This window comes from Paenibacillus sp. ClWae2A, from assembly GCF_032452295.1.
GTDB lineage: Bacteria > Bacillota > Bacilli > Paenibacillales > Paenibacillaceae > Paenibacillus.
This window is the reverse complement of the sequence record NZ_JAULSQ010000002.1, coordinates 205486-225951: the sequence shown is the minus strand read 5'-3', so window position 1 is coordinate 225951 and position 20466 is coordinate 205486. Positions and strand designations below refer to the sequence as shown.

The following is a 20466-nucleotide window of genomic DNA, read 5'->3' as shown; positions in this document are numbered from 1 at the left end:
TATTGCTAAGCAATAGATGGATCTCAGGTCGCCACCGGCTTCCGAGTAGGAGGAGGGGATAAGCAGTGAATCTGCCACCACGAGATTTGGCCCAGTATATCGCAAAACGCTCTCATATTGTTGTAAAAGCAGCGGTGCGGACTGAGAACGAACAAGGTGAATTACTGCTGATTCAGCATGCGGGGCACGGTCATTGGCGGTTGCCAGACGGTGAGATGCGCCCGGGGGAGGCCATTGAAGATGCTGCACATCGGGAGTTATGGGAAGAGACAGGTTGGACTGTTGATACCATGACTCTGGAAGGTCTCTATTCGGGGCCTGATCTTCGGTATTTGCATTCGAGCGGAGATGAAGAGTATTATGTCATTGCCCTGTTCCGGACAGTGATCATTCAGGATGACCTTGTGGAGTCGCGTGTAAATAGTGATGCAGGTCTGAAGTTTTTTGCTCTGGAGTCGTTACCACCTCTGAATGAGATTAGCCGAATTCTGTTAGCACGGGATATTGCAGAATAAAATAAGTGTTGACGCAAAAAATGACCTTGGCATCCACGATAAAGTGGGTGCCAAGGTCATTTTTTTAAAAAAATCCGAATCATGTGCTCAGAACATGAATTACACCTGATCCAGAGGTTCATCATCCATCGCAAAATCAAAATCATCAATATCGAATACCTGTACAGGTGATTCAGACTCAATTATGCGTGCAATCAGTTCAACCTGATCGGTGAGAATCGGGATACTCAGGCGCTGAGATGTCAGCAGCAGTTCTGTCTCAATGGGATCGAAATACTCCCCGTACTGTGCCGTATCTATTGCATTGATAATGGCAATGGATACTTGGTCACCAAATAAAATGGAGGGGCTTTTGGCCCATGGAACAAGTAACGCACGCTCTATTTTTTTCTTATTCAGCGGTTCCTCAAAATAAGAAATCATTTCATTGATTTTGGATTTCACATGCTGATCATCTGCCGGGTTATCCATCATGGGATCAGGACTGGTCTGGAATTCATATAGCTCAAGGATGGTGGTATAAGGAACAATATATTCAACAGGCGCGGGCGGCGCTAGCAATTGACCGTAAATGGCCACCATCACGGCTTCTGTAATAAACTGACGTGACATGGTTCCTTAATCCTCCTGCGCCATTAATAGTTGCAAAGTGAATCTATAATTTCATGCAACAGCATAACCATGATAGTACGTGTTCAAATAGGATGGTTTTCAGTACCGAGAAGACATTTCGGCTGAATTCCATATTCAATGCTGATGATGCCTCTAGGCATCCTTCGTAATCAAAAGCGGACTTTTTGAACAACCTCTAATATGCATTATTCTGCTGTAGACTCGTGTACATGATTTGCATGAATAGAAGTATATCACACAACGGTGGGAAATACAGCCAATCTGCATAGCATGTCAGGTCACAACCCTCACAACTTGAATCAGGATTTGCCCAGTAGCAATGATAAAATTCCCGCCGCAATCAATGGACCCACAGGTACACCCTTGAACAGGGCAACGCCAAGTACCGTTCCGATTAACAGCCCTGCAACGACAGTTGGCTGTGTACCCATCAGCGTAGCACCACGTCCTCCGAGATAGGCCACGAGTAATCCTACGCCAATGGCGAGCAGTGATTTCCAGTGCAGGAAAGACTCACCGATCGTCTGCAGACTCATCTTGCCACTGGCAAGAGGTGCCATCACGCCAATGGTCAGAATGATAATGCCCAATGTAAGTCCGTATTTTTCAAGCCATGGAAATGCCTGATTCAGGTTCAGGACTCGTAGCAACAACAGAAATACCATCGCTACGGTCACAGGTGTGTTGCTGCTGATAATCCCGAGAGCCGCAAATACGAGCAACAGCAGGGAAGTCATATCCATTGTTTTCATTTCCCTTCGGTCTGTCCACGTTGTTTGCTAACGATATGTTCCGCAATGTAACGTCCATGCCAGCGCCCGGATTCAATAAAGACTTCATTGGCATTACGACCCGAAGCGATGACTCCGCCCACATATACACCAGGTACGCTACTTTCCATCGTTTGTGCATCATATAGAGGTTTATCCATATCATCAGACATCTCCACACCAACTGACGTGAGTAGTTGACGATCTGGACGGAAACCGGTCATTGCCAGAACAAAGTCATTATCCAGTTCACGAGTGGAACCATCCGTGTGTATCAGACGAATCGAATCATCCAGTATTTCATTCACGCGTGATTCCAGGTGGAGTGTGATACGACCTTTTGTCACCATGCTCTCGAATAACGGACGTACCCATGGTTTAATATGCTGGGACAGACCACTGCCGCGATAAACCATATCAATATGCGCTCCGACCCGAACCAGTTCCATGGCCGCGTCCACGGCGGAGTTGCTTCCGCCAATAATGGCGACACGTGTACGGGTATAAGGGTGGGCTTCCCGGAAGTAGTGGGTTACTTTATCTTTATCTTCTCCAGGGATGCCCAGATAGTTAGGATGGTCAAAATAACCGGTAGCTACAACTACATTGCGTCCAACATGTACGATGGCTTCCCCGCGGCGATTGAGCGTATGTACCTCAAACGTGCCATCATCCTTGCGTTTAATTTCACGGGCTTCCTCATAGTTATGAACACGCAGACCAAAATGTTCGGCTACCCTGCGATAATAGGCAAGTGCTTCATAACGAAACGGTTTATCATTAGGTGTGCTGAACGGAACGTTCCCGATCTCAAGCAGCTCGGCTGTGCTGAAAAACTGCATATGGGTTGGATACAGATAAATAGATTGAACGATATTGTATTTCTCAACGATTACAGCGGACAGTCCCAGCCGCTCACATTCAATGGCAGCAGACAGACCGCATGGGCCTCCGCCGATAATAATAACATCTTCCATGTTCTTAATCCTCCTTATTTCAAGCAATATAATCCTACCGTAAATAACGAGCCAATGCCAGTTCAAGCATGAGTTTAACTCAGACAAGCTTATTTGAATCCAAAGGAGTTGACGTGGGAAGAAGAAAAGACTAATATCAAATTAGATATATATCTAAATGAAAGCGAGATGAACGATGATGCAGCTGGAGAAAATTGTGGCTTATCATAAAGCATTGGCTGACCCAACCCGGCTTCGCATGCTGCTGTTGTTGGCACAGGGTGAACTGCACGGACAGGCACTTGCCGAGCGGCTGAATCTGTCACAGCCAACCGTGACACATCATGCATCCAAGCTGAGAGAGGCGGCGCTGATCAAGGAACGACGGGAGAAAAATACAGTGTATTTCACACTCAATCCTTCGTTTATCCGCGAGAATGCACAGGCTTCGGTTGATTTTATTTTTAAGCGAGAGGAGGTTACGGATATGAGTGATGTGAACGAAACATTGAAAGCGTCGGTCATGAGGAATTTTTTCTCCAAAGATGGGCGACTGCGTCAGATTCCGGCTCAATACAAGAAAAAACTGATTGTACTTGGTCATCTGGTCGAACAGCTTGAATTTGGTCGGAAGTATACGGAGAAAGAAATCAATACATTTATAAAGCAATACCATGAAGACTTTGCCACGATTCGGCGGGAATTTATCATGCATCAGTTCATGTATCGGGAAGAGGAGATCTATGAATTGAATCCGAAGGAGATGTGGACACGCTGGGATCAGGTCAAATAAAGTAGACGGGTAAAAATAGTTTGGGCTTGACAACTGCAAAGCTCAGTGTGTAACATAATGGATAATTCTACAAGGGAGGCGATTGTTTATGACAAACTTAAATGCAGTATACGTTAATTTGAATATGAACAGCGTCTCCGGAACGGATCAAAGCATGTAATTTTGCGTTAGTTGGATAGTAGTATCCATTTTAACGTGAAGTATCACATGCTCAGATGAAGCCACGGGTGACGCACCCGTGGCTTTTTTGTTTGCCGATAAAAGGGGGTCCTGGATTGTTTATAGCGGATGGCTATGTATGCTATCCGGTATATCTACGAGAAGGGATGATCTTTGATTCGGCTAACTACTTATTGCCGCGGGTGTATTTCTACTCGTGGTTTTTTGTTTTGATCTGAACCGGAGATGATTGTTCACTCGGCTTGAATGAAGTAAACAAACTTATTTTGGGAGGAATTTTTATTTTAGATAATCATATTGAGAAGTACGGCTGGTCTGCAAAGTGGCAGAAACTGTGGCAAGAGACAGGAATGGAAGAGCAGGAGAAAAAGCCAGCCAGAATTGTCGCAGACCATGGACATCTGCAACGTTTGATTACAGAAGAGGGCGAATGCTGGGGAAGAATATCGGGCCGAATGCGTCATGATAGTCTGGAGACCAGCCTGGTACCAGCGGTTGGAGATTGGGTGGCGATTACAGGTCAGGCAGGTGAAGAAGCAATTATTCACAATCTGGTGCCACGTCAGAGCAGGGTATCGAGACAGGCGGCAGGTCCAGTGACCAAGGAACAATTAATCGCCGCCAACGTAGATACACTGTTAATCGTGGCTGCACTTAATCATGATTTCAACCTTAGACGACTCGAAAGGTACGTGATGATGGCTTGGAATGGTGGCGTAAGGCCAGTCATTGTCTTGAGCAAAAGTGATCTGTGCAACAATGTGGAAGAACAGATCCGAAGTGTAGAAGGAATAGCTCCAGGTGTTGAAGTGCTTGCAATATCTGCAGTGGAGGGTCAAGGCAAATCGTTACTGGAACGATATTTGCAACCAGGGTTGACTGTTGCGCTCACGGGATCTTCTGGCAGTGGCAAGTCTACGCTGGTGAACTGGATGATGGGTGAGGATGTGCAGCTTACGCAATCCGTCCGCGAGGGAGACAGCCGTGGGAGACATACGACAACACACCGAGAGATGTTTGTACTTCCACAGGGAGCCGTATTGATCGATACTCCAGGAATGCGCGAGCTTAATCTCTGGGATGAGGGCAATGATGGGCTGTCGCATGCGTTTGGAGAAATTGAAGAACTTGCCGCCACGTGCCGATTTCTGGATTGCAGTCATACACGGGAAGCTGGATGTGCAGTGAAAGAGGCCATACAGGATGGTTCATTGGATGAGAAAAGACTGAATAATTATCTGAAAATGCAGAAGGAATTGCAATATCAGCAACGCAAGGAAGAAGTGGCATCCAGAAGGCGTACTGCTTCCAGTAAACCAGCCAATAGTCGCAAACCCAAGCACTCCCGTAGTGTGAAAGAGTGGGAGGAAGCCTGAAATCAGGCGGGCATCATCCGGTATCTTGCATAAGATAGGTCAGGAGGGATGTCATTATGCCAGATTACAGGATTATTGTAGATCTGTCTGACCACATGTTATATCTTCTAGACGGCAATCAGGTGATTAAGGGCTATCCTGTGGCCACCGGCAAGATGCTCACACAGACTCCAAACGGGGAGTTCACTATTGTTAACAAACAATCTAATCCAGGTGGGCCATTTGGCGTGTTGTGGATGGGGCTGTCTGCTCCCCATTATGGCATACACGGAACCAATGAGCCTTGGTCTATTGGCAAATCTGTCTCCCACGGTTGTATACGCATGTACAACTCGGATGTACTGGATCTGTCTTCCAAGGTATCTGTAGGTACGAGAGTAACGATCCGGCCGTAGGGCCGGATTTTACTTTATAAGAGGGACCAAAGTGGATGAATTTGGAATTATAGAAAGAAGAACATATAATATGGTAAAACTATGGCAGTTACGAGAGAAAGCGAGTGATAGCTATGCTGATCAGGCCGGCGCGTGAAGGGGATGCGCAAGGTATAGCCCATGTACATACAGAGAGTTGGAAGACAACGTATCGGGGAATTGTGCCCGAAGATTTTTTGGATCATTTGACTATAGAATCAAGATTGTCTCAGTGGGAGAAGACCATTCGTTCTGGCGAAAAGGATCAGATTCTGGTGGTAGCTGAACAGGATGATGGGAACATTGTCGGATTTGCGTGTGGGGGTAAGGAGCGTGAAGGCAAATTACCTTATGATGGAGAGTTGTACGCTATATATTTGCTGAAGGAAGTGCAACAAGCGGGGATAGGTCAGCAACTGGCGACACATGTTGTTAATCATCTGCAAATCCAAAATATGAAACGTTTGATCATATGGGCTTTGGAGCGTAATCCAGCTTGTCGCTTCTATGAAAAGATGGGAGGCACACCAGTCCATACACAGTCTATCCGCATCGCTGGTCAAGATCTAATCGAAGTTGGCTACGGATGGGAAGACTTGAGCCTCTTTGGAGATAAGAGCCTGCCCGACTGATGAAAGACGTGCAGATGGCGACAGAATACTCTGGGTTGTATTGTTTCCTTAAGCTTAAAGAATGGAAGAGCTAATTCAGGTCTGCACGTTTGCGTAATTCTGAACAAGGTTAATGATGTATTACACCGCTGTGCAGGTGTGACATTTAATCTTGATCAGGAGGCGTATTCAGATGACTTTAATGGACACTGAACATACAACATGGACGAAACAATATATTAATGGCAAATGGGTAGATGGCTCCGGTGAGAAAACAATGGAGAATATCAACCCTTACACGGGAGAAGTTATTGCCACATGGCGCTCTTCCAATAAAAAAGACATAGATAAGGCTTATGAGTCAGCTCAGAAAAATTCGATTGAATGGTCGAAGTCATTACCTGCTGCGAAAGAAGAGATATTGCGTAAAGTTTCATCCCTGATGGCAGAGCGAAAAGAGGAGATCATTCAACTGTTGATCACGGAATCCGGAAGTACCCGAATCAAATCGGAGGCGGAGTTTGCAGCCGCTAAACGCATTGTGGATGAAGCAGCATCTTTTCCTTATCGCATGAAGGGTGAGATCATCCCGTCCAATACCCCTGGCAAAGAGAACCGTGTGGTTCGGGAGCCGAAGGGAGTGATTGGTGTTATCGGGCCATGGAACTTCCCATTACATCTATGCCTTCGATCCGTAGCTCCAGCGATTGCTCTTGGTAATGGTGTAGTGATTAAACCAGCATCAGACACTCCAATTACGGCAGGCTGGCTCATTGCTGATTTGTTTGAACAAGCGGGTCTGCCTGAGGGCGTGCTGAATGTGGTTGCCGGAAGTGGCAGCGAGATCGGGGATTACTTTGTTGCTCATCCGGTTCCCAAAGTGATTTCATTTACGGGTTCCACAGAAGTTGGACAGGGGATCGGTAAACTGGCGGGTGAACATTTAAAAGAAACGGCACTGGAACTAGGCGGCAACAACGCGATGGTTGTGCTGGAAGATGCGGACATTGAACGTGCTTCCGAAGCCGCGGTCTTTGGCAAGTTTCTGCATCAGGGACAGATCTGTATGGCTTTGAATCGTATCATTGTGCACGCCGATATTTACGACAGATTCGTCGATGCATTTGTTGCCAAAACAAAAAATGTCCAGGCAGGTGATCCGGCGGATGCCAAAACACTCGTGGGTCCTCTCATTCGGGAAAAAGAGGTAACACGATTGCTGGAGCTTGTGAACAAAGCCAAGGCCGAAGGCGCACGGTTATTGCTCGGGGGGACCAATAAAGGCAGTGTGCTGTCTCCTACTGTACTTGTCGATGTTAAACCTGAACAAGATATCGTACAGCAGGAATTATTTGGCCCCGTGGCAGTGATCATGAAGGCTCAAGATGAGCAGGAAGCTGTACGTTTGGCGAATGATACTCCTTATGGACTTAGTGGGTCCGTATTCACCCAAGATCTGAATCGAGGATATGAGGTTGCCCAGCGCATTGAATCGGGTATGGTGCATGTAAATGATCAGTCTGTGAACGATGAAGCGCATGTGATGTTTGGCGGTGAAAAAGCTTCAGGGATTGGACGTTTCGGTGGGGATTGGGCCATTGAGAAGTTTACACGTACTCGTTGGATCAGCATTCAGCACCAATATCGGGAATATCCGGGAGTGAAATAAGTCGAAAAAGGGTGAACTGGCAGAGGCATTTATGAATGATTAGAATGGGCTGCAAAAAGATCGACAAATCATGCGAAAGTCCTTCTCCAGCTTGGTGGGACGGGCTTTTTGCACAATTTTACACCGCAGCAAAATACGGCTTAATATAAGAACGGAAAAGCTGTTTGGGGCTGAAGCTATCTGGTTATTTATGGATACACGGGAGAATCGATCCGTAAATCCAATGGCAAAGGGGCTTTAAATTCATGTCCATTGACCGCTTTATTCTGAGGAAACTGAATACCTGTCAGGAAGAACATACACGTGCCAATTTGGTTCGGCTGTTTGTCATTCGTATTCGTAAAGCTGAGATTGCGGAAGAACATGATGCCGCCTATGTCCTGAGCAAACTGCACTGAGTGATGGCTGATCATGATTGCGATTGGCTGTTCAAGAGCATACAACTCAAAAAAGGAAGCTTGTCTTTAGCGACAGCTTCCTTTTTCATGTCTTGTAATGAAAGTGGCTTGAGGGACTCCTTTTAATATAACGATAAAGCAAGGGAGTCGTTTTCACTTCGACTGTGGAGAATGGCTTCTCCATTCACAATCTCAATACTAATTAAAGAATGCAGACATTTTTGAATGGCGCGTTTACCGTTGCTAATCTTATGCTCCAGAGCACTGCTAAGCAATCTTAATGTCTTCTGCATAGGTTGTTTGTTTTCTTGATTAAAATATACAGGGATTGATTTGTTTTGAAAGGTTATTAGGGTTCTCACTTGAAATCACCTCACGGTTGTTATTTCATACAGGTAATATTAAATACCAATGCTTAAAATTACCTTAAAATCAGCTTATGAAAACATAAAGGTGGGTAATGTTTGAAAAGTGTTCACAATTCAATTGTGAGCGAAGGAATAAAAGTCCTGAAAAACGAAAATTAATTACCATTTAAATGGAACAAAAAATAAAAAGTTTCGTATCCTCGCAAGTTTTAAATGCATAACTGCCACAAAAGTTCTGAGTCAAATGTACGATATTTTAATATATACGTGGGTCATATGTAACAAAATTACAGGTGGTACATTGCAAACAGGGTGTTTATGTAAGAAAATAGGGTTGATATAACGATTCATTCTCTTTTTTTTGATTTAATCTGACATTAGGACAATTTACATATGAGACCATGGGAGGGATTCGGATGATTCTAACCGTGTATTCCGGCCGCGAGGAAGGAGAATGGTTCGACATCGATGTTCCGGACGAATGTACCATTGAACATTTGAAGACATTACTCGGCGTTCGCATTTTTGGACAGGCACCGGGCGACGGCATTCAGTACATCCTTGAAGCCAAGTTTCCGGAAGGTCTGTGGTTTTCTCCACAGAACGCACAGCAGTTAATGGAAACAGGGCTGAGACAAGGCAGTTGCGTACGTGTCCAGCGGGCTTTTTCAACGACTTCGGAAGAAGCGCCTGTATATGGAAGACGTTCATTGTTTCAACAGGACAGCAACGAATAGGGCTTTTGAACGTATACATTCATTAGTTAATGAATCAATTTCATATTACCTTCTAAAGGAGGTCTTCTCTTCGTGAATGTGTTATATCAGCGTTCTCCAAGAATGACACCGGTTCTCAAGGAAGAAGGACTCGAAATACTCAGGCCTCCAACAGAACCGAGCAAACCCACGTTTTCCATGATATCCATTATTGTGCCGATCATGATGACCATGGTCAGCATTGGTTTCTACGTATATATCAATATGACCGGCAAAATGAACAACAGCAGTTATATGATGTTTCAGATGATGACGGTCATGATGATGCTTACTTCTTACACCATTCCATTCTTCGTGTATCTGAGCAACAAGAAATCATATCGCAAAAAATTGGAAGAACGAAAAACAATGTATCTTGCCCAACTGGACAAACACCGGGAAGAACTGAAGGAAGCTCAGGCGGAGCAAGTGAAAAGTCTGTACGAAATTCATGGTGATCCGGGTGTGTGTCTTCAAGTGGTGAAGAACCGGAACAGTTCCTTGTGGGAGCGTTCACCAGAGGATGATGATTTCCTTCAGGTGCGCATTGGTACGGGAGAGATTCCATTCCGCATCAAACTTCAGGTTCCGCGGATTGACGGTTACGAGAAGGATGAGTTGATTGAAGCCGCCCATGAACTTGCGGCTGAATTCCAGACGGTACCGGATGCTTCCATTACATTGCCTTTGTTCCAATCGAAGGTTATGGGACTTGTCGGTGATCGGGAGGAAGTGCTTGCTTCCCTGCGAGTCATCATCTCACAGCTGACGGTACGCCATTCCCCGGATGAATTGAAGCTTGCTGCTTTCTATGAAGAAAAGGACAGCAAGGAATGGGATTGGCTTCGCTGGATGCCCCATATCTGGGATGAAGACCAAGGACAACGCTATATGGCCGACAGGCACAGCGGTGCGCATCAATTGGCGGACAGCTTGTTTTCCGTGTTGAACCGGCGTCGTAACAATAAGGAAGACCGTTACAAGAAAAACGTGCAAACGCCGTGTTACGTTGTGATTCTTTCCGATACGCAATTAATTGAAGAAGAACCGTTGCTTCCGCTGCTGCTGGAATCGGCTCATGAGATTGATGTATGTACCATCATACTGGCAAATCGCAAAGAGTCTCTGCCGATGCATTGTCAGTTGATTATGGACGCCTCCAAAGGCAAAGGGGTGTATATCAAAAAAACGGAAGATGCAGATGTTATTCAACAAACGTACAAGCCTGATGTGATCTCTAAGGAGATGGCAGAGGCGCTTTCCCGTTATATGTCACCGATCCGCTTAAAGCGGTCATCTGCTTCAGATATCCCGCAAGTGCTTCCGTTATTAGATATGCTAAGCACATCACGTGTAGAAGATCTGGATGTGGTGTCCAGGTGGGGACAGACGAGATATCCTGATACGCTGCCCGTACCAATGGGTGTACGCGCTGGCGGCAAAAAAATTGCGATAAACCTGCATGACAAAATTGAACGTCAGGGTCATGGTCCCCATGGTCTGATTGCAGGTACAACCGGTTCAGGTAAAAGTGAAGTCATCCAATCCATCGTAGCTTCACTGGCTGCTGAATTCCATCCCCATGATCTGGCCTTCATGCTGATTGACTATAAAGGTGGCGGGATGTCCAATACATTTGTTGATCTGCCTCATGTGGTGGGGACGATCACCAATCTGGATGGAAATCTGATCGAGCGGGCGAATATCTCACTTCGTGCGGAACTGGTCAGAAGGCAAAAAATATTAAATGATGCGGGAAACCTCCAGCATATTGATGAATATTACAAGATTCTGCGTTCCAGACATGAACAGCCACTTCCACATCTGGTTATTATCATTGACGAGTTTGCTCAATTGAAGCGAGATCAGCCGGAATTCATGGATGAATTGATCAGTATCGCTGCCATTGGCCGGACACTTGGGGTTCATCTAATTCTGGCAACCCAAAAGCCAGCTGGTGTTGTGGACGATAAAATATGGAGTAATTCACGCTTCCGGATCTGCCTTCGCGTACAGAGTGAGGGAGATAGCAGGGACATGATCAAGATTCCAAATGCTGCCTGGATTACGAAGCCGGGTCGTGGATATTTCCAGGTTGGTAGTGATGAAGTATTTGAAGAGATGCAATTCGCCTGGAGTGGTGCACCGTATAACCAGCAGGAGGATTCAACGACGGTATTGCCTGTTATGGAGGTGCGCCTTAACGGTAAACGAGAGCCTCTGTTAACTGGAGAGCGAAGAGCTGTTCTCAAAGGTGAAGATGTTCCGAAACAGCTTCAGGTATTTATTGATTATGTTGCGCAGTCTGCAGCGGATGCGGGTATCCGTCGTTTGCCAGGCCCATGGTTGCCACCCTTGCCAGAAACACTGGAATGGGAAGGTCTTCAGGATTGGCAGGAAGAAGAGAATCGGGATCTGCTGCTTGATGGCGGGGCCAGTGGTCTGAAACCACTGGTTGGTTTGCTGGATGATCTTCCTAATCAGCGCCAACAACCCCTCGCATTGCCTGTGGATCAAGGCCATCTGGTCGTTTACGGCATGCCGGGACTCGGAAAAACAACATTTGTTCAGACCTTGCTTATGTCTCTGGCCCGTTCTCACAGAACTGAGCCTTGGCATGGTTACATTATCGATATGGGTCGCATGATGAAAGACTTCGCAGCACTACCTCAGATCGGTGGCGTGATGATGGCTGAAGAGGAAGACCGGATCAAGCGGTTATTCCGCTATATTCTCAAGCTGTCAGCACAGCGCAAAGATATCATCTCGGAGGCGGGTGTTAAAACGATTTCGGCGTACCGCCGGACAGCTCACGCGGCTGTCCCGCAGGTTGTGGTCGTTATCGATGGTTATCTTTCATTCCGCAATGCCTATCCGGAAGAAAATGAACTTCTGGAGACGATCCTGCGTGAAGGCGGAAGTCTGGGTATCACCTTTGTGCTTACTGCGAATCGGGTAACCGATGTATTTGAAAAATTCAGAAGTAATATTCCCAATGCGGTTTCATTTGAGTTATCCGATCCAAGTGATTATTATTATGCCGTGGGAAGACCTTCCAAGGCACCAAGCCAACTTCCCCCAGGAAGAGGTCTGGTCAAAGGGCAAGTGCCTCCGTTGATGTTCCAGGCGGCATTACCTTCTTCTGGGGCAGATGAGGGCAAACGTTCATCGGCATTGCGCCGCACGATCGCTGAGATTCGCCAAGGCTGGGCAGGGGAAGAAGCGCCGCAGATTGCTCCGCTTCCGGAAGAGATCAAACTCAAGGATCTGCTCATTCGGACAGGATCATATGGTCAGGCTTGGGATACATCGTCTGTAACTGTCCCTGTGGGACTGCTTACGGATGATCTGGAACCATTCCAGCTTAATCTGCGTGAAGGTCCGCATTTCATGGTAACGAGTCCGATGGAAGGCGGCAAAACGACATTTTTGTTGACATGGATGTTATCACTGGCTTATCATGCTTCTCCGGAAGATGTGCAAATATACACAGTAGATATGCGTTATGGCTCAGGTGGGCTGGGGGAAATCAGCAGTTTGCCCCATGTCCGTGGACATGTATCGCGAGAAGAACAGCTTGCACCTGTGATTCAACAGTTGTACGATGAAGTTCTGAAAAGAGGCGAGATTTCCGGTGGACCGGAACTTGTGCTCGCCATCGACGATGCGGACACCTTGTCCAAGCAGCTAAACGATTTTAATGTAAAAGATCAATTGGGAGCGATTGTTCGTCAAGGAAGGGATCGCGGTGTACACGTGATTTTATCCGGGGTTCCGGCAGACTTCCCGACCTTTGGTTCTGACTGGGTAACGGATGTGAAGGCTTCCCAGAGCGGAATGCTGTTCGGGACTTTAGACCCTAACGATCTCTCGTTCTTCCGTATACCTTATTCCGAATCCGGAGGTAGTTCAGGTGGGCTGAAGGTACTGCCTCCGGGTCAAGGTTATTATGTAAAACGTAAATATTCCAGGGTTAAAGGTGCAGTTCCATGTGATGACAGCTGGAAAATGACCGATTGGATTTCTGAAATTCGTGACCGATGGCATGTTGTAGTTTGAGGGGAGGTGGCTCATAATGTTGACGGTTCATGATTCTAAGCAAAAGGTAGTCACGTTACAAACAAAAGAACTTTTTTTCCTAGCCGGCATTCTCGGTTCAGACCGACTGCTTGGTGTGGAAGATCCGTTTCGCGGCTATATGGCGGAGGATATCGCGATGGAGTGGGAGCGTGTCAAAACCTCCCTGCTTGACAAAGGATATCTGATTCGGGATCAGGATACCGATGAGCTGATCATGACACCGACCGTTTTCTCGAGGGTAGCCATTGCCGGATTGTCCGACAGAGCTTGTTGGATTCGCTACACGATCAACGGCAAGTCGTATGAGAGTTATATACATTGCACGGATGAGCGGGTCGTTGAAGTTTCCCGTGTTGACGACGTACCGGACTCGTTCCGGCTCAGCGATCTAGGAAGTGTTCGTGAAGCCATTGATGTTCTGATAGAGCGGATGAAATGGAGCGGCCATTCTCCTGCGGAGAAACCGGCCCTAATGTGCTCCAAGAAAAAATTTTATGATGTCATGAATGAGCTTGAAAACAGCGGAGTGCAGACCGTAGCAGAGGAACTCGAACAGGAGACAAGTGATCCTGAGGGCTCACTTGCACTGGCACGCTGTCTGGTGGGTAAGGAATCAGACGGGGAGCTTAGGTTGCTCGTATGGAATGAAGATGGGTGGAAGTCGCAGTCCGCAGCCTTTGCTGCAAGTGCGGTATCCAACTGGTTGTTCCGGATGAGCACTGCGGCTTCAGATGATTGGCTAGTTGCAGCACTGACGACTAGAGAACAGTTTCACGAGATGCTGCTGGACTGGCTTAAACAGCCTGCAGGGGAAGAGGAAAGGTGATGGTAAATGCGCATTCGTGTGGAACCGGATGTGCTTCGGGCACTGAGCAAGCAGATTCAGTATGCAGCGGAGCAAATACAGCAAAAGATGACAGTGTTGGATCAGGCGATTCATTCGCTGGAGTGGGAGGTTGAATCCCGCGCAGCGGTGATGAATGAATGGAATCACAGTAAACGACTGGGCGAGGATGCGCTTCGTCGATTAATGGACTTAAGCGTACAGCTGGGACGCAAAGCGTTGTTATTCCAGCAGGCAGACATGGAGTATCGTTCCGTGCTGAGTCATGTGAACACAGCCTATGGTAATGCGGTCAATATGCTGAATGTTCTTCAGAACAATCGTACAGGAGAAATCATGCCTGCACATTCTGCAACTGTAGCTGTAGTATCCGATCCCCTTTCCGCAATGGCGGCCGTATATCGTGTACAGGATGCCGCTCCGCCTGATGGCTCCCCGGCTACACTGGTGCAGGCTATGCAGCCTGAGCCTGTAGCATGGAGATTCACAGATCCTTCCTTTCGGGGAAGAAGAGGGACCGAGCCTGTTGTTTCCTGAACAGGGTGAATAAAAGTAACAGCAGAAAGTGAATCTTTTTTTGTAAATAGGCTGTTAGGAGAAGTTTCAAGTGCTGAAAATGGGGTAAATAGGATTAGGTCCTTCGGCTTTTGTCCGATCGATCCTGGTATAGTACAATTTGAACAAGTAAAAATTTATTGCACAAACCAAGGAGGAATTTACCAATGGCAGGACGTATTTTAGTTACCCCAGAGCAGCTTGATCAGGTTTCCAACCAATTTAAACAAAGCGGTGAGCAAAGTCAGCAAATCGTATCTACATTGACTCAATCCATCACAAGTATGGAAGGACAATGGGAAGGTATGACAAAGCAACGCTTCTTCCAGGAATTCCAAGAAGCTAGCAAACAAATGCAATCATTCGTTCAAACGCTGAACAGCATCAGCGCTGAACTTACAGCTATTGCTAACAAATTCCGTACAGCTGACCAAGCTCGTTAATCTGCTTTACATAGATCAGGCCGATGTGAAGTCTGAATTCGTCCTGAATTATAGGTGGATAGCAAGCTGAAGATGTACAACTACAGCAAAAACCGGGCGTTGTCACAACACCCGGTTTTTGCTGCAACTATGACACTAGGACAGAGAGAGGGATAAGCATGTCTTTTCAACCAAATCCCGGGGATGAAGTGGTGATTAACGACATTGTCTATACGATTGGGCAACATCCGGCTGCGCCGGGTCTGGCTTATGCCCAAGCCGGAAGGCAGGGGATTGTTTATCAGTTGTTACCCCGAAATGGTTCCATTCATGGGGCCAAAGCACTAAAAGTCTTTTTTCCTAAATTCCGTATTCCGGCTATGGTATATCAGTCTGAGCATATGGAGTCTTATAGTGAACTGCCAGGTTTGCAGGTATGCAAGCGTGATGTGCTCACTCCGGAAAGAAACGGAGCGCTCATTGGAAAACATCCCGATCTGTTATATGCGGTGTTGATGCCATGGGTGCAAGGTCAGACCTGGTTCGATGTGATTAGTGATCAGAGACAGTTGACGGCTGAAGAGAGTCTGAAGCTGGCCAGAGCGCTTGCTGGAACGGGTTCGGCTATGGAACAACGTGGACTGGCTCATTGCGATATGTCCGCTCCCAATGTAATGATTCCGTTTTTTTCCGAAGTGGAGAAGCTGGGGAAGACGTCTGCGGTAGAACTTGTGGATGTCGAGCAGATGTACGGTTCCAAGATGGATCGTCCGGATGCCCTGCTTGCCGGGTCACCCGGTTATGCAGCCCATCGAACAGTGCACAGCGGTTTGTGGAGTTCATATGCTGACCGATTTGCCGGAGCTGTTATCATTGCTGAAATGTTAAGTTGGTCGGACCCTGTGATTGTAGAAAAAGCGTGGGGCGAAAGTTATTTTGACCAGCATGAAATGCAAACGGTGAGTGAACGGTATTATGCGATGCGAGAGTCCCTTGAGAAACGTTGGGGTTCTAAACTGTCCGATCTGTTTATTCGAGCATGGGAAAGTCACGATCTGAGCAGCTGTCCGACGTTTGGTGAGTGGTATGTTGCATTGGCTGCGGTAGACGTGGATCAGGCCAATGCGGCTGCTGCTGTGACATCGGAAGATGAAGATACCAATCCGTCCGAAGCTGACGTGAATCTGACAAAGAGCTCAGAACCGGTAAGTGAGCCAGTGAATACGCAGGACGGGAACATTCCTCAAACGCCACACTCTCCCGATCAGGAAGCGGTTGTGAACCGTCTGTTCCTGCAAGCAAGAGCCCTGGAGGATGAAGATAAACCGGCTGCAGCACTGGAAGTGTACCGCTCGCTTTATCATTTTATTCCTCATAACAGCGCGATGCAGATGGAAGTTGAGGCTGCAATTAAGGAACTGGATGCCAAGCTTAATCCAAAAGAAGACACAGACAAGCCTGTACCTGTGCCATTCTACAGATCCAAAAAGTTCATGATTTCCTCCGCTGTGCTTATTGTGTTGCTGGCAGGTGGCGTGCCAACGGTCAAAATACTCGCCGATCAGGCAGAGGTGAAGCAAAAAGAACAGCAGGAAGCCACACGACTGGCAGAGATCAAGGCTGCGGAAGAGGCTGAAGCTGCAAAGGCAGCTGCGCTCAAACAGCAGGAAGAGCAAGAGAAGCAAAAGGCCGCTGAGGCTGCGAAACTGGATGCAGAGGAAAAGAAAAAGCTCGCTGAAGCCAAACAGAAGGAAGCGGAAGCAAAGAAAAAAGAAGAAGAACGCAAGGCATTACAGGCCAAGTACGACAAACAGGCGAAATATGAGGCTTTTCTGGTGAAGCAGGAACAGCAGAAAAAAGAAGCTGCCAAGAGAGCGCAGCAGGAAAAGTACGATAAACAGGCAAAATATGAAGCTTATCTGGTCTGGAAAAAAGAGAATGATGCCAAGCTTGCCAAACAGGAAGCGGAGCGTAAAGCGGCAGCTGAAGTTAAACGTCAACAGGAGATTGCTCGGAAAGCCGCGCTTAAGAAAAAACGTGCCCAGAATGTGGTCACGCTGATTGCTCATTACAATAAAACGTATAACGCACAAAAAGGCAGAAAGATTGAAAATGCGGAAGCGTATGCCCGTGATTTCAAAAATCTGTACAATACCGACGCTGCTTATTTCAAAGGGGTCGGCAAAGTGGCGGCTCGAATGAGTGCCATTAACAAATTTCTGAGCAACACCAGTTATACGTTGCCCAACTTATAAAATAACACGTGAATGAATGACGGAGGTGACTCACCCTAGATGAACTACACGATTCAAGCATCACAGCGTACACCTGCACTTATTATATATTTAATTGATATTAGCGCCTCCATGAATATGGTTCTGGAAAATCGTCGACGGATTGACGTCGTCTATGATGCCTTATCTCTCGCGATCCGCCAAATGGTATTTCGCTCTACAAAGGGTAATCGTCTGACACCTCGCTATCGCATAGCCATATTGGCATACAGCGATGATGTATATGACTTGTTGAACGGTATCAAAGGAATTGACGAGATCGCTGCAGTTGGGTCTCTGCCTGACTTGACACCGAAACGGTTTTCGGATTCTGCGAAGGCTTTCCTGCAGGCGGAAAAGATTCTGCAGGCCGAAATTCCGAATATGCAGGATTGTCCTGCACCACTTGTGTGCCACATGACCGATGGGGTAGCCACAGGTGAAGATCCCGAGCCCATTGCGAAAAGAATCATGGGCATGAGTGTACCTGACGGCAATGTGCTGGTAGAGAATATTTTTATATCGGATCATCTGTTGGAAGGGCCAATTGCTGAACCTAGAAGATGGAAGGGAATCTCTTCGGAAACAAATCTACAGGATGAACATGGAGAGAAGCTGCGGAATATGTCATCCGTCCTGCCCGAAAGTTATCGGGAAATGCTTGTTGAAGCTGATTATTTGCTTGCACCCGGTGCACTCATGATGCTGCCAGGTACCTGCGCAGAATTGGTATCGATTGGGTTCCAGATGTCCGCTGCTACGCCTGTGAGATAGGAGGGGAATCATGAGAGGGATGCGTTTGGCAACATTGTCTGCTGGAGATAAGGGGGGCCATGCCGAGCAACGGCATGGCAACTTTCGCTATGTGAGTGTACAGACGGGAGAACAGCCACTAACCCGCTATCAGGGCACATTTAAGTGCAGATATGGTTATGGCAGAGCGGCTGAGACGGTACATCAGGGAGATACCGGACAGGACTTTGCTGCGGTACGTATGAAAGGAAATGTCTGCAATTTTGTATTGTGTGATGGGGTAGGCATGAGTTACCTGGGAGATTTTGCAGCGCGTTTTCTGGGGAATGCCTTGCTGGATTGGCTGGAGATGACGCAGCATCCGACGGAGGATGCCGTGGAGCGTTTTCTTCATGACCTGACCCTTCCGGCATCCGAGCAACTGGAGAAATTACAGCCACTGGAAAGTTCCCCTTTGCTGCTGCGTGAAGTGTTGATGGAAAAGCGAAGTCGGGGCAGTCAAGCCATGTATGTATGTGGACGGATTGAGCTTACGGGAGGCGGACGCAAAAGTCGGGTGTGGCTTGCGTGGCAAGGAGATTCCCGCATTCGTCTGTGGCGTAATGGCCAGGAGCAGTCTGAATTATTTCAGACTCACTGCAAGACCAATGAGCGTTGGTCTACACTTGAAGGACCTGTTGGTGGTAAGCCGCACATCTATGAGACAAAAGGGTCTGTAAACGATTCACTGCGTCTTCAGTTATATACGGATGGATTGAACGACTTGGATGCGATTCAGGCCTATGTCCCCGATGAACACATTCAGGTACTGCTGGATGCTACACATACCGGCGGTCTTGAAGATGATGCCGCTTTCATTGAGCTGGAATGGTGAGCGCCGGTTATCAAGTTGTGGATCGATCCAGATGAAGCTGTGACATTAGTGCAGTCCAAACGTGAAAAAACTTGTTGGTGTTGATTTAAAAGACACTCTTTTTGGGTAATCTTGTGAAGAATTGATTTTAAGTGTGTGTTCAAAAAGGTCGGTTTTCAGTACCAAGAAGATGGGATAAAGCTAGAAATGGAGTAGCGGAGCGTAGATAGAGCTACGTGAGCAACCGCAATGTTTCCGAAGGAAACAACCTTCGTAAGCCCACACTTATTTCGGCTGAATTCCATATTCGATGCTGATGGTGCCGTTAGGCACCTTTCGTAATCAAAAGCGGACTTTTTGAACAACCTCTTTAACGATGAGCTTGAGCGTACATTCTTACATAATTGCTAATCAAAGGAGTGGAATGGATGATGACACAACATAATGGCAAGTCACGGTTTCAAGGCAAGGTTGCGATTATTACCGGAGCAGGCTCCGGTATTGGGAAGGCCACTGCGGTCAAGCTGGCTAAAGAGGGTGCACATGTTGCATTGTTTGATCTGGTGAATGATCGAATCTCGGAGACGGAAGCAGAGATTAATGCGCTGCACCCCGATGCGGCAAGAGCATTTGATGTAGACATTTCCGACCCGGCACGTGTGGAAAAGGCTGTGCTGGAAACGGTTGAGTTATTCGGCGGTTTGGATATTGTTTTTGCCAATGCGGGCATTAACGGTGTATCGGCACCCATTGAAGAGATTCAGGTTGAAGATTGGCAGCAGATTATTACAACCAACCTGAATGGTACATTTTTCACCATTAAATATGCATTGCCTCACGTGAAAAAACGGGGTGGAGGCAGTATCATCATCACGAGTTCGATTAATGGCAATCAACGCTTCTCAAGCTTTGGCATGTCGGCGTACAGCACGTCCAAGGCAGGGCAGGTTGCTTTTGCGAAGATGGCTGCGCTTGAGCTGGCGAAGTTCAAGATACGTGTAAACGTGATCTGCCCAGGAGCGATTGCGACAAATATCGATCAAAGTACGGTCAAAACGGATGATCTGCAACAGATCATTATTCCGATGGAGTTCCCGGAAGGGCAGCAACCACTTGCGGACGGTCCGGGTCAGCCGGAACATGTTGCCGATCTGGTAAGCTTCCTCGCATCTTCCGAATCCAGACATATTACCGGAGCAGAGATCGTTATTGATGGTGCCGAGTCATTGCTCAGTTAAGGGAGCGTTTT

At 47.1% G+C, this 20466-nt stretch carries 20 protein-coding genes; 16 read left to right on the top strand and 4 right to left on the bottom strand.

All coding sequences use genetic code 11. From position 1 onward, the window contains the following. Positions 1–65: 65 nt before the first annotated feature. The gene (locus QVE09_RS07055) at positions 66–515 is read left to right on the top strand and encodes an NUDIX domain-containing protein (protein ID WP_315936280.1); all 450 of its coding nucleotides are present in this window, start codon (positions 66–68) and stop codon (positions 513–515) included. A 99-nt stretch (positions 516–614) separates the two neighbouring features. Here QVE09_RS07055 and QVE09_RS07050 read toward each other — a convergent pair whose 3' ends face one another. The 3 genes from QVE09_RS07050 to QVE09_RS07040 all read right to left on the bottom strand — a co-directional run bounded on the left by QVE09_RS07050 (position 615) and on the right by QVE09_RS07040 (position 2895). Beyond that, the gene (locus QVE09_RS07050) at positions 615–1127 is read right to left on the bottom strand and encodes a hypothetical protein (RefSeq protein WP_036609214.1); all 513 of its coding nucleotides are present in this window, start codon (positions 1125–1127) and stop codon (positions 615–617) included. Positions 1128–1447: 320 nt separating this feature from the next. Further along, positions 1448–1891 (bottom strand): DUF441 domain-containing protein, encoded by a 444-nt coding sequence (locus QVE09_RS07045; RefSeq protein ID WP_036609212.1) that lies wholly within the window; start codon positions 1889–1891, stop codon positions 1448–1450. A 5-nt stretch (positions 1892–1896) separates the two neighbouring features. After that, a complete protein-coding gene (locus tag QVE09_RS07040; protein WP_017689082.1) occupies positions 1897–2895 on the bottom strand; it encodes a YpdA family putative bacillithiol disulfide reductase in 999 nt (332 codons plus the stop codon). Positions 2896–3073: 178 nt separating this feature from the next. Between QVE09_RS07040 and QVE09_RS07035 the strand changes: the two genes are divergently transcribed. From QVE09_RS07035 to QVE09_RS07010, 6 genes are all read left to right on the top strand, one after another. Next, a complete protein-coding gene (locus QVE09_RS07035; RefSeq protein WP_091034982.1) occupies positions 3074–3667 on the top strand; it encodes a DUF2087 domain-containing protein in 594 nt (197 codons plus the stop codon). 530 nt (positions 3668–4197) lie between these two features. Then, entirely contained in the window at positions 4198–5223 is a 1026-nt protein-coding gene (gene rsgA, locus QVE09_RS07030) for a ribosome small subunit-dependent GTPase A (protein ID WP_397387026.1), read from the top strand. Between the two features lie 56 nt (positions 5224–5279). Beyond that, entirely contained in the window at positions 5280–5618 is a 339-nt protein-coding gene (locus tag QVE09_RS07025) for a L,D-transpeptidase (RefSeq protein ID WP_253507579.1), read from the top strand. A 113-nt stretch (positions 5619–5731) separates the two neighbouring features. Further along, complete coding sequence (locus QVE09_RS07020; protein WP_315936278.1) at positions 5732–6268, top strand: GNAT family N-acetyltransferase; 537 nt, start codon at positions 5732–5734, stop codon at positions 6266–6268. A gap of 172 nt (positions 6269–6440) precedes the next feature. After that, positions 6441–7916, top strand: coding sequence for an aldehyde dehydrogenase family protein (locus QVE09_RS07015; RefSeq protein WP_315936277.1), 1476 nt, complete (start codon positions 6441–6443; stop codon positions 7914–7916). 245 nt (positions 7917–8161) lie between these two features. After that, positions 8162–8314 (top strand): hypothetical protein, encoded by a 153-nt coding sequence (locus QVE09_RS07010; protein WP_164783094.1) that lies wholly within the window; start codon positions 8162–8164, stop codon positions 8312–8314. Between the two features lie 122 nt (positions 8315–8436). Here the strand turns inward: QVE09_RS07010 and QVE09_RS07005 are convergent, their stop codons facing one another. Then, positions 8437–8676 carry a hypothetical protein gene (locus QVE09_RS07005; protein WP_074094612.1) on the bottom strand — a complete coding sequence of 80 codons (240 nt, stop codon included), beginning with the start codon at positions 8674–8676 and terminating at the stop codon, positions 8437–8439. A gap of 422 nt (positions 8677–9098) precedes the next feature. On the opposite strand from QVE09_RS07005, the gene QVE09_RS07000 reads away from it, so the two are divergent. From QVE09_RS07000 to QVE09_RS06960, 9 genes are all read left to right on the top strand, one after another. Beyond that, on the top strand, positions 9099–9419 hold the full coding sequence (locus tag QVE09_RS07000) for a hypothetical protein (RefSeq protein WP_074094613.1): 321 nt from the start codon (positions 9099–9101) through the stop codon (positions 9417–9419). Positions 9420–9491: 72 nt separating this feature from the next. Further along, complete coding sequence (gene essC / locus QVE09_RS06995; RefSeq protein ID WP_315936276.1) at positions 9492–13496, top strand: type VII secretion protein EssC; 4005 nt, start codon at positions 9492–9494, stop codon at positions 13494–13496. Between the two features lie 16 nt (positions 13497–13512). After that, complete coding sequence (locus QVE09_RS06990; protein WP_315936275.1) at positions 13513–14343, top strand: hypothetical protein; 831 nt, start codon at positions 13513–13515, stop codon at positions 14341–14343. Between the two features lie 6 nt (positions 14344–14349). Further along, on the top strand, positions 14350–14898 hold the full coding sequence (locus QVE09_RS06985) for a WXG100 family type VII secretion target (RefSeq protein ID WP_017689072.1): 549 nt from the start codon (positions 14350–14352) through the stop codon (positions 14896–14898). Between the two features lie 185 nt (positions 14899–15083). Further along, positions 15084–15359 carry a WXG100 family type VII secretion target gene (locus QVE09_RS06980; RefSeq protein ID WP_017689071.1) on the top strand — a complete coding sequence of 92 codons (276 nt, stop codon included), beginning with the start codon at positions 15084–15086 and terminating at the stop codon, positions 15357–15359. A 158-nt stretch (positions 15360–15517) separates the two neighbouring features. Beyond that, positions 15518–17593, top strand: a complete 2076-nt coding sequence (locus tag QVE09_RS06975) for a protein kinase family protein (RefSeq protein WP_315936274.1) — start codon at positions 15518–15520, stop codon at positions 17591–17593. 39 nt (positions 17594–17632) lie between these two features. Next, positions 17633–18385, top strand: coding sequence for a vWA domain-containing protein (locus QVE09_RS06970; protein ID WP_076330724.1), 753 nt, complete (start codon positions 17633–17635; stop codon positions 18383–18385). Between the two features lie 10 nt (positions 18386–18395). Next, positions 18396–19238 carry a hypothetical protein gene (locus QVE09_RS06965; protein ID WP_315936273.1) on the top strand — a complete coding sequence of 281 codons (843 nt, stop codon included), beginning with the start codon at positions 18396–18398 and terminating at the stop codon, positions 19236–19238. A 410-nt stretch (positions 19239–19648) separates the two neighbouring features. After that, a complete protein-coding gene (locus tag QVE09_RS06960; RefSeq protein ID WP_315936876.1) occupies positions 19649–20455 on the top strand; it encodes an SDR family oxidoreductase in 807 nt (268 codons plus the stop codon). Positions 20456–20466 lie beyond the last annotated feature (11 nt).